The 10,913-nt window shown below is 65.9% G+C and carries 8 protein-coding genes; 5 read left to right on the top strand and 3 right to left on the bottom strand.

Annotation, left to right across the window (positions count from 1 at the left end; all coding sequences use genetic code 11):
* Positions 1-274: 274 nt before the first annotated feature.
* On the bottom strand, positions 275-649 hold the full coding sequence (locus QWY28_RS22865; RefSeq protein ID WP_300955232.1) for a hypothetical protein: 375 nt from the start codon (positions 647-649) through the stop codon (positions 275-277).
* Between the two features lie 498 nt (positions 650-1,147).
* Between QWY28_RS22865 and QWY28_RS22860 the strand changes: the two genes are divergently transcribed.
* The gene (locus QWY28_RS22860; RefSeq protein WP_300955231.1) at positions 1,148-2,575 is read left to right on the top strand and encodes a CHAP domain-containing protein; all 1,428 of its coding nucleotides are present in this window, start codon (positions 1,148-1,150) and stop codon (positions 2,573-2,575) included.
* A gap of 604 nt (positions 2,576-3,179) precedes the next feature.
* Here QWY28_RS22860 and QWY28_RS22855 read toward each other — a convergent pair.
* Positions 3,180-3,776 carry a DUF305 domain-containing protein gene (locus tag QWY28_RS22855; protein WP_300955230.1) on the bottom strand — a complete coding sequence of 199 codons (597 nt, stop codon included), beginning with the start codon at positions 3,774-3,776 and terminating at the stop codon, positions 3,180-3,182.
* Between the two features lie 1,860 nt (positions 3,777-5,636).
* Complete coding sequence (locus QWY28_RS22850; RefSeq protein ID WP_300955229.1) at positions 5,637-6,659, bottom strand: cytochrome c biogenesis CcdA family protein; 1,023 nt, start codon at positions 6,657-6,659, stop codon at positions 5,637-5,639.
* A gap of 134 nt (positions 6,660-6,793) precedes the next feature.
* Between QWY28_RS22850 and QWY28_RS22845 the strand changes: the two genes are divergently transcribed.
* From QWY28_RS22845 to resB, 4 genes are all read left to right on the top strand, one after another.
* On the top strand, positions 6,794-7,168 hold the full coding sequence (locus QWY28_RS22845; RefSeq protein WP_300955228.1) for a BlaI/MecI/CopY family transcriptional regulator: 375 nt from the start codon (positions 6,794-6,796) through the stop codon (positions 7,166-7,168).
* Positions 7,165-8,136: a M56 family metallopeptidase gene (locus QWY28_RS22840; protein WP_300955227.1), complete on the top strand. Its 972-nt coding sequence runs from the start codon at positions 7,165-7,167 to the stop codon at positions 8,134-8,136. Before QWY28_RS22845 ends, QWY28_RS22840 begins: the two co-directional genes overlap by 4 nt.
* A gap of 543 nt (positions 8,137-8,679) precedes the next feature.
* Positions 8,680-9,609, top strand: coding sequence for a prolipoprotein diacylglyceryl transferase (gene lgt / locus QWY28_RS22835; RefSeq protein WP_300955226.1), 930 nt, complete (start codon positions 8,680-8,682; stop codon positions 9,607-9,609).
* Between the two features lie 194 nt (positions 9,610-9,803).
* Positions 9,804-10,817 (top strand): cytochrome c biogenesis protein ResB, encoded by a 1,014-nt coding sequence (gene resB / locus QWY28_RS22830; RefSeq protein WP_300955225.1) that lies wholly within the window; start codon positions 9,804-9,806, stop codon positions 10,815-10,817.
* Positions 10,818-10,913 lie beyond the last annotated feature (96 nt).

Raw genomic sequence — 10,913 nt, 5'->3', positions numbered from 1 at the left:
CGAGGTCTTTCGGGTGGCTGGCGTAGGAACCGCCATCTTCGAAAGACCTCGACCTCTATCCCGGCACCGACGCGCCGACCCCGGCCGCGTCGTCCGCTACACCCTCAACTGTGAAGAGCCCCATTGGGTCTCCTTCTCCTCCGCTCCGGGCGCCTCCATCTACGTTCCCTGAAGGTCTGCTGTCTGTCGCCGGTGATCACGGCGCCGGGCAGCTTGCCCGCATTACTCGCTGCGTGGCCAGGACCAGCCGTCGCCGGAGAGAAGGCGGTGCGAGTCAGTTCGGCGTTCCCGCTACTCGTCGGCCGCCTGTCGCACGTCGGCGGCGATGTGGCCGATGCCAGGCATCAACGGCCCGCCCGGTCTGGGGCGGAGGTGGTACGTCGACCTTCGGCGTCCACGTGGTGCTCGAGGCGGTGGTGAGATAGCAGCGAATGAAGAACCGTAGCCGATCAACCACGGCGGGCCGTGGCCGCTGGGGCGGGTCGAGCGTCCCCATGTTGGTCAGCGCCTCGTCGAGGTGGGCGATGACGACCGGCGCCGCGAGGTCACGGGTCGAGGAGTGAAAATGGTGCAGGACCGGGTAGGCCAGGTGCTGCTCGGCCGATTTTGCCACGGACGAGGACAACGAGATTAGCTGCTGGTGAAACACGCTATCGAAGCGTGGAATGTGTACGGCGGCCGCTCTGTCGGCGACGATTGCGCTTGAGATCCGTCAGCAAGGGCGCGCCGGCCCGCTGCACAAGCCCTACTGTCAGCAGCCCGGGACAGCCTCGCACCGCGACCAAGAGCGCCAAGCGGAACTACTGCCCTGTAGTTTATTCGTCGGCGTGGCACGCTTGACTAACGGCATCTACGATCCTGCATCGTGGAACAACAGCCCCATTGCCCCCTTCAGCCACAGCAGTCACAGCCCGGCCCCCTGTACCCAGTCCTGCTGCGCCGGCATCGCTGGCACCGCGCCCGTCGTCTACGCCGCAGGGCCTCGATCGCTGCGCTTCTTGCGCTCGTGGTAGCGGCAGCGCTGCCACGGACCGCGGAGACGTCCCTGGCTACCTCGACCTACTTGTGCAGCGGATACTCCGGTTGCCAAGCCGCGGGGTATTCGCATGCCGGTTACCGGCAGGCGGGCTCGACGATGTACTGGCGAATGTACGCCGGGCACAACTGCACGAACTATGTCGCCTACCGCCTGATCGAGAGCGGCATGCCGAACGCTCGGCCTTGGGAGGGAAGCGGCAACGCCAACAATTGGGGTGCCGAGATGGCCTCCATCACCGACCAGGTGCCGCGCGTCGGCGCCGTGGCGTGGTGGAAGGCCAATGTTCCACCGGCGGGCTCCGCCGGCCACGTCGCGTACGTAGAGAAGGTCATCTCCAGCACCGAGATCGTGGTCTCAGAGGACTATTGGGGCGGCGACTTCCACTGGCGGAGGATCACCAAGACCGGGACGGGCTGGCCCAGCGGCTTCATCCACTTCAACGATGTCGAACTCGAGCCCACCGCGCCGCCCGCAGTAACTGACGCTCCTACCGTCGGCCGACCGCTGGAGGTGCAGCCCGGCACGTGGACGCCGACCGCGACGAGTTTCAGCTACCGATGGCTCGCGGGGGGCAAGCCGATCTCGGGCGTCACCACCGCTGCCTACACCCCTTCTCCGGAGCATCGCGGCAAGGCGCTCACGATCGAGGTGACCGCAACGCGCAACGGCTTCGAGTCCGGGACAGCGACGCTCACCACACGCGCTGTCGCGCCGGGCACCCTGGTGCCGACCGAGCCGCCCACGATCGAGGGGACCGTCGAGGTTGATCGGTCATTGAGTCTGCGGCCAGCTACCTGGTCGCCCGCACCGGCCTCCACGACCGTGCAGTGGTACGCCGACGGAGTTGCAGTGCCAGGCGCCACGGGTTCGACCTTTCAACTCGGACAAGAGCAGATCGACCAGCGGATCACTGCGCGGGTCACGGCGACCGCCCCGGGCTACAGGAAGGCTGCTGCGGCGTCCGAGGCGACCACTCCGGTCTTGGCGGGCGCGATCAGCGTGCGGAGCCCCTTCGCCATCGCCGGTCGTCCGCGCATCGGGAAGACATTGACCGTCGAGTCGGGTGCGGTCGAACCCGCCGACGCCGCCGTCGCCTACACATGGCTGCGCGACGGAGAACCGGTGCCGGGCGCGAACTCCCAGGCCTACATCCTGGGGCCCGGCGACGTCGGCCGGTCTATCGCGGTGCGCCTGGACGTAAGTCGCCCGAGCTATCGCAGCGCCGTCCACATACTGCGCGCCGTCGGCCCGATCACCACCGTCCCGGCACTACGGGTGCGCCCCCGCGGCGAATCGGGACGAGCTGCGATCTCCGTCCGGGTGACCGCGCCCGGCGCCTCCGCGCCTTCCGGAAATCTCACCGTCCGCGTCGGTCGCCGCACCGTGAACGCCACGCTCACCAACGGCAGAGGCCTGATCCTAGTGCCCGAGCTGCGAGCCGGCGTCAAGAGAGTCGTGGTGCGCTACAGCGGGACAAACGTCGTGTCACCGGCCGTTGCACGCTCCAGCGTCGAGGTGCTCCCAACAAGGGGCTGACCCACAAGCGGGCCGTATGGCCAGCGAGCGTGAACATCGCTCGTCGAACGACCGCTCCCCGACGCGCCGAGCGAAGGTAGCCGGGAATGCAGCTGCCGAGCGCGGCGTCACCGCCGAGCGGGTGCTGTCTCTCAGGTCGACTGCGTCCTTCCGGTCGGTCTTGACCCGATCACCGGTCGGCCGCTGGAGCTTCGACGGCGCCACGACGTCGGGATGAGCTCGCCCATCACGCCGTCGATCGCTGCTGCGATGACTGATCGTGCGAACACGTCGAGCCCCACGCTCGTACGCTCGATGAACACCAGGGCCTCCCACGAATGTGGGTAGGCCGAGCAGGCGGCACCTCGGTAACCCACGAACGTCGTGAGCGAGGCCTCGGCCCCCAACCGCGCCAGCGCGAGCCGGTCACGTTAGATGACTAGCCCGACTGCGACATGGACGCGTCATCAGCGCCGCCCGGCAGCGAACATACGCATCATCACCAAGCAGCGTGGAAGGTGTTCGTGGAAGGGACGGAGCTGTCCGGGCAAACTAAGGGGTGCCGAAGACTGAACTTCGGCACCCCTTAGTGCGTAGCCCATCCGCTAGCGGCGGCCCATCACAATCACGAGGACGCGAGCATGTCCTCCATCTTGGCGACCTCCGCCTCCTGTGCAGAGACGATGTCATCGGCCAGGGCGACGGCCTCAGCGTTGGATCCGTTGGCCTGTTCGGTCTTGGCCATGTCGATCGCGCCCTTGTGGTGCCCGATCATCATCTCCAGGAACATCGTGCGGAACTCGTCGCCCTCCGCGGCGTCCAGCGAAGACATGTCCTCCTCGGTCATCATGCCGCCCATGGAGTCGCCCATGTCCATGCCGCCGTGATCCATCCCACTCATGCCGGACTCGGGAACGTCTTCGCCCCAGGACTCAAGCCACGACGTCATGGTCTCGATCTCCGGTTCCTGAGCCGTACGGATGTCGTCGACCAACTGCTGGAACTCAGGGTCGAGGTCTCGGCCCTCCGCCAGGTCTGTCATGTCGAGTGCCTGCTGGTGGTGGACGATCATGTTCTGAGCGAACGAAACGTCGGCGTCATTGAAGTCGGCTTGGGTAGCGTCGGAGCCGGACTGCGACGTGGAGTCGGGTTCGTCGCCGCCACACGCGGCGAGCGCAAACAGAAGCGGCAGTGCCGCGAGGAATGCAATGGACTTTTTCAAGGGGGTTCCCTTCGAATCGTGAACTATTACGCAGTGGATGGGGTAACTCGTACTCCTCAGCAGCGCATGATCGATAGCCGGAACCGGTCAGGGGGATCGCAGCACTGCGGCGCAGGCAAGCGCATTCGCAGCCGGATACGGAACAAACGAGGAAGTCGGTGCCATCGGAAGCGCCGAATAGTCAGCACGAGCGCCATCACGAGAGAAAGCGCACCACTCCCACCGATGATGGCCGCGCAGAGATGCGTTATGGTCCGATGCTGGCTCGGCTGGGGGCGTTCATCATTGACCGCCAACACTGCGTGAACGCTCAGAGGAACTGCCTGCCTCGTTGCTGACTCATTCGAGTCAGACACAGGCTCTAATTGCGATGAGGCTTGGCCTGCCTGGGCTTGCGGTCCCGCCGGGGCCCGGTCCGCCGAACCTGCCTGGGCCTCGGCTGCCGAGCGCATGCCGGACGTAGTGGAGGCGTCGAGAACGTTCGAGATCTGTAACCCGTGCATCGCAAGAACGCCTGCGGCGACGACGAGAACGACCGCCGGTCCCGCCAGCCAGCGAAACCGCAGGACGTCTGCGCCGAGTCGAGAAGTCATTACTAGGAAGCGTAGTTGAGCCCTGGTCGCGATCGCACGTGCGCCCTGTCACGCGGAAGAATCTGACACTCGCGGGCCTTGGTGGTCCTCCCTCAACGTGACCACCATAAGTATCCGCCGAGCCCAGCGATCGCTGGGAGTTCCGCCTCGAGTGTCCTGGTGCACCTTCGGGGATGGCCGTTAACGGAACGGTCGCCAGGGGCTCGGTGAACACAGACAGGTGACTGACGAAGAAGCCTGCCAGGGCGGTCGTCGAAGTAAGTGCTAGACCGCGAACCACGGCACCATCAAGTGCGGCGAGTCACACGCGGCACGTGCAGTCGCCGACCAAGTCCGGCTTCTCTCACTCGACCGCCGAGACTGCGATTGAACCGCCCAGGCTCGAAGCGGGGTGAGCAGCAGGAGGATGCCACCGGACAGGAGAGGCAGATGGGCGGGCTGACCAAAGCATCGACCCCCGCCTCGACGCCGAACGCGGTATGCCATGCCATGTCAGACAAGCCGCCGAACCCGAAGACGCCGATGCCCGAGAAGCCGTAGCCGTACCCGGCTGGAATGCAATCGCTCCACGAGGCGCCCGATCGCCGCACCCGGCAAGCGAGAGCGGCCATCCACGCGACGAGCGCTGTGAAGGCCCCGTAGAGCACTGCATGCCACGGGGCGAAGAAGGTCCCATCCAGCCGCGGTTCACGTGGGCTCAACCGTCGGCGTAGACGCCTCCAACAACGAACAGGTCAAGGACGCTAGTCACGGTGTTCGGCTGCGCGCCGAGGTTTCGCTCCACCTGAATACTCGTCAAGTCCACCTGGTCACCTTCGTTCTGTCTTCGGCAGGGAACCGAGTCCTCTGACGGTCAGTCCGTGGAAGCGGTCGCCTGCGCTACTGCAGGAGCGTCGTCGCATGCCGCGTCACAGGACGTCGGGTGTCTGGCGGCGTGTTCGGGTGAAGTGAGTGCTTGGCGGCGTGAAGGGCATGCTCGCCCTGCTGAGTTCGCCATGCCGGTCTCATTCCAGCAGCACAGTGAAGACAAGGCCGATGCTGCCGATCGAGGCAAGGAAAAGAAGCATGCCGAGCGTTGCGACAGCATCCAGAAGCACCGACAGGACCGGTCGGCATATGTGCCGACGACAAGGGTGCACGGACGCCGCGCTGCCGCTGTCACCGCGGGTCCTCGCTAGCCCGCGATGCGTGCACGACAGGCCATGCGTGATCTCAGCGCGCAACGTGCGCGCCCTCCCGAGCGCTGTGGTGGCAAGTCGAGGGTTCATCAGAAGGGCGCCTGCCAACTCGCGATGCTTGCTTGGAGTTGAGCTACGAGGTCCCCCCAGGCGCCCGTGACCTGCAGAACACCGATGAGAACCAAGAAGGCACCTCCGAGGCGCATCACCGCCGGTGCGTGACGGCGAGCCCACGAGTAGGACCGCAGCGCCCGGTGAGCGGAGAATGCAGCGAGCACGAAGGGAACACCCAAGCCAAGGCTGTAGGCCAAGGAAAGCACGGCGCCGCGCCCGGCTCCGGCTGAACTAGTCGCGAGCGTCAGCACCGCTGCGAGCGTCGGGCCGATGCATGGTGTCCAACCGACGCCGAAGAGCACACCGAGGAGTGGAGCCCCAGCCAAACCAACCGCCGGGCGGTACCGCAGGCGGAAGGAGCGGCCCGCGAGTGGAACCCGCCAGAACACTCCCGCGAAGACGAGGCCGAGGACGATCGTCACCACGCCAAGCACGGTGGTGACCAACTCCTGGTGCCTGACTAAGAGTCCGCCAACGGCGCCGAACGCTGCCCCGTATGCGACGAACACGGAGGCGAAACCTGCGACGAAGAGGGACGCTCCGAGCACAGTTCGATTGCGACCGCTCCGCCGAGATGCGCGACCCGTTTCCAGCCGAGCCGGCTGTTGAGGTGACTCCGCTACGGAGACCCGCGGTGTAGCAGTCTCTGACGCGATGCCGATCGCCCCCGAAGGGCTTCGCGCGATGCTGCGGCCAACACCGGCGCGACCGAGATGAGTAGTCGGTCGGCCTGCGGCACGACCGCCGCGGTCCGGGTGACAAGTCCCGACGGGCCCTTCCTGCGAAGGGCCGCTGGCCGCCGGTGCCGACGCCCCAGCGCTGCTGACCTCTGCACCCGACAGTCCCGCAACGTAGGAGAGGTACCCGGGCACCAACGGCAAGCAGCACGGCGAGAAGAAGGACAACGTGCCTGCTGCTGCGGCCACCGCGAAGGCGACCAGCAGAGGTCCGTCGAAGACAGTATCTTGTACTGACTGCGCAATCGCAGCGACTACCATCGGATCACTCCCTGCGAGTGCGTCGGAACACGTACTACTATGCAGCACCGGAGTGCGGTAGACGCTACCGCCCGCCACCACCTACCGGCGCGGCGCAAGTGTGGACGCTGGTCGGCACGCAGAAAGGGACGCGAGTGGCACGACTGGGACAACTCGAAGCCGCCGTCATGGAGCGTCTGTGGTCCTGGGACCGTCCAGTCGCCGTGCGAGAAGTTCTCGAAGACATGCAGCGCGAACGCCAGATTGCCTACACGACGGTGATGACGGTGCTCGACAACCTTCACCGCAAAGGGATGGTGCTCCGAGAGAAGACCGGTCGCGCGTACGTATATCGCCCCACTCGCTCTCGGGCGACCCACGCCGCAGAGCTGATGGAGCAGGTGCTTGCCAGCACCTCCGATCGAGGAACCGCCCTTCTGCGCTTCGTCGAACACCTTTCCCCAGGCGAGGTGTCCGATCTGCGGGCGGTCCTCAACACCATGCCTGACCAGGCGCCGGAGGAGCGGTGACCGCCCCGCTCGGCCTGCTGGCGCTGGCAGTGGTGCTGAGTGCCGCCGGACCACGTTGGCTAACGCGCGCTTCGTGGCCTAGCCGTGCCCCGGGCGTCGCCATCGTCGTCTGGCTCGGGCTCACATCGTCGGTCTTCCTCTCGCTGGTTCTCGCTGGTGTCGCGCTTGCAGTTCCAGAACTCCCCGCAGGCAGCGGCTTCGCCGAGTTCTTCCACGCATGCTCGACCGCGCTGAGGGAGCACTATTCAACGCCGGGAGGCGTCACTCTTTCGCTGCTCGGAGCAAGTGCAGCCGGATGCTTGCTTGCTCGGTTCGCGATCGTCGCCACCAGGCAGTACCTGCGAGCGCGACGCGAGCGCGACGCGCAACGGGCGCTCCTGCGCTATGCATGCGAGTCGTTCCCGGAACCCGATGTGCTCGTCTTGGCGCACGCTACGCCACTCGCATACTGCCTACCCGGACGACATGGCCGAATCGTGATCACCGAAGGTGCCTTGTCGGTTCTCACGCAGCAGCAACTACGAGCAGTCCTCGCTCACGAGCGAGCCCACATTCGCGCCCGGCACCACCTGGCAGTGCTTGCCGCCGCCGCTCTCGACAGCGCCCTTTTCGGCATGCTCGGCACCCGTCACGCGAAGGAAGCGATTACGGATCTGGTCGAGATGCATGCAGACGACGCGGCGCACGACGCTGCCCATCCGGCCCGACGGCGAGACCTAGCCACGGCTGTCGTGCTTCTGGCCGGCGGCTCGCGCCCAGCAGGCGCCCTCGGTGTGAGCGGGGGAGCAACTATGGTTCGAGTCCGGCGACTCGCCGCGCCGAGCGAACCCGTCGGGTGGACTATGCGGGCGAGCCTGCTGCTCGGCGCCCTCGTCATGGTGTCGCTGCCGCTCGGGTTGGCCGCCGTGCCAGCGTTTGCGGCCATGCTGCTCGACTACTGCCCGATCTTCCTCGACGGCTCTCACTAGGCGCCGGCCGCTAGCAACTAAGCGGACCAAGTCCGGGGCCACGCCCAGTACTTCGACGCTGAGCCCCGCGGTTGTCGGGCGACCGTCAAGCCGCTGATGCACACCCGATTGCACCACTCGCCCGACCGGCGAACCGACATCCCCCGCCTCTTACGGAGCGAAACTGCGCCCGCGCTCCCCCGGGTCGCGGCCGCTGAGTTCCTCGTGGTGACGCGCTCACTCACCTACTATGTTGCGTAGTAGGATGCGCTTGTGGACCTCCGCATGAGCAAGACGCGCGTGAAACACGCTCCGGATCGCAGCCCTGATGACTGCCAACCATCGACCGGTCGACATCGCCAACACGCGCTCCTCTATGCCGCTGCCGTCACTGCCGTCCTTGTCGCGGTCGTCCTCCTCGAACTGACTCGCTAGGACGCGCTTCCAGCGGCACCGCACGTCGCGTGCACCGCCGCCTGCGCGCAACTGGCACCCAAGCCAGTCCGCCGCCCAGACCAGCGCGCTCCAGCGCACCCAGCACCCAGAGCACCCCGAGGACCCTTCATGAACATCGCGGTCATACCCAGCCCAGCGCAAGGAACATGGATGCTTGGGCCCTTCCCGATTCGTGCATACGCCCTCTGCATCATCGTGGGAATCATGGCTGGCGTCTGGCTCGCCGAACGGCGCTCACGTGCGCGGGGTGGTCCTCCGGGGCTGATCGTCGACATCGCTGTGTGGGCTGTGCCATTCGGCATCATTGGCGGTCGCATTTACCACGTACTGACCGATCCTCAGTTGTATTTCGCCGCCGGTCGCGACCCGGTCCGCGCGTTGTATATCTGGGAGGGCGGGCTCGGCATTTGGGGTGCTGTCATCTTCGGTGCATTCGGCGCCAGCATCGGTGCACGGCGCTACGGAGTTCCACTTCGGCAACTAGCCGACATTCTGGCGCCCGCGATACCGCTGGGGCAAGCCATCGGTCGGTGGGGTAACTGGTTCAACCAGGAACTCTTCGGGCGCCCGACGAGCCTCCCATGGGGACTGGAGATCAGCGCCGACCGTCGCCCCGACGGTTACGAGCAATCGCCCACCTTTCACCCCACCTACTTGTACGAGAGCCTCTGGAACCTCGGACTGGTCGCCGCGGTCCTGCTGCTCGATCGCCGACACCGCCTTTCCAACGGTCGACTGTTCGCCGTCTACGTGACCGGATACACCGCGGGCCGATTCTGGATCGAGTACCTGCGGATCGACCCCGTCAACGAGTTCTTCGGTCTACGACTCAACGACTGGACCGCCCTCATCTTCTTTATCGCCGCAGTCATCTACCTGATCTGCACCCGAAACTCGACCACTGCTGACACCAAGCGCTGGCCTTCGGCGATTGAAACGTCCCCCACCAACATGAACGCGCACGAGTCGTCGGTACCGACGAAGTCGACGTCGCGTCCTCCCTCAGGCGCCGCCCCCCACCTCGACGATCGCCCATGACAACTCCTGCGGACGCGCCCGACCATGGACGCACCACTCAACCCGGCGTTCCCGAGCCACCCACCCTCGAACGCGAGTCGTTGTCGCCCGTCGTAGGACCCACCACTCAAGCGGAGCGGGCTACCGCCCGCACGACAACCGCACCCCTCCCGGCCAGGGCCCTCCTCCGCTGGGCGTGGCGTCGACTCACGTCGATGCGCACCGCCCTAGTCCTGCTCCTCCTGCTCGCGATCGCAGCAGTGCCCGGCAGCCTCATCCCGCAAACAAACGTCGACCCCTTCGCGGCGACGCGGTGGAAAGCCCAACACCCGCGCTTGACGCCCCTGTACGAGCGGCTCGACCTCTTTGCGGTCTACGGGTCCGCCTGGTTCAGCGCCGTCTACCTCCTTCTAGCCCTCTCGCTCGTCGGCTGCATCGGTCCGCGGCTCCGCCACTACTGGAGGGCAGCGAGGGCCGAGCCCCCACCCATGCCCCGCCGCTTCGACCGCCTCGCCGTCCACCGGGAGTTCGACACATGGCCCAGATCCTCCGACGCCGCACTCGCCGACATCGAAGCGTTGCTCAGCAAACGCCGCTTCCGAGTCGATCGCGATGAACGTGGGCTCCGAGCCGAACGGGGTTACCTACGCGAAGCCGGGAATCTTCTCTTTCATGCCTCGCTCTTGCTCGTCCTGGTCGGATTCGGTTACGGCAAACTGCTCGGTTACACCGGCGGCGTGATCCTGGTGCAGGGAACAAGCTTCACCAACGCGCTGAGCCAGTACGACCAGTTCGTTTCCGGCTCTCTCTTCGACTCGTCCAAGGACCTCAAGCCGTTCGCCATGGACCTCGATAGATTCGAGGCGACCTACCTCCCGAACGGCCAACCCCTCGACTTCGAAGCGACAGTCGTCCTAGGGAGTAGCGAGACGTCGACCGGACAGCCAACTCGACCCCCCGCCGCCGGGCGGTCGCCCAGGGCCGAGGAGGCGACACTGCGGGTCAACGAACCGCTCACCATCGACAACACGAACATCTACCTGGTCGGTCATGGCTACGCGCCCTCAGTGACCGTCAAGGACGGCCGTGGTCGTATCGCATACCAAGGCCCGACGACCTTCCTGCCTCAAGACGGAAGCCTCACCTCGGTCGGCGTCATCAAGGCCCCCGACGCTCGGCCTACCCAACTCGGGTTCGAAGGACGGTTTGAGGTTCCCCCCGGACCGTAGAGGCATCGACAATGAGGATCGAGATGCCAGAGAAGCGGAAGAAGTACGACCGGGAGTTCCGTGAGGGAGCTGTCCGGATCGTCGAAGAGACCAACA

Source organism: Nocardioides oceani (genome assembly GCF_030412965.1).
Lineage (GTDB): Bacteria > Actinomycetota > Actinomycetes > Propionibacteriales > Nocardioidaceae > Nocardioides > Nocardioides oceani.
This window is presented reverse-complemented; position numbering and strand designations above follow the sequence as displayed.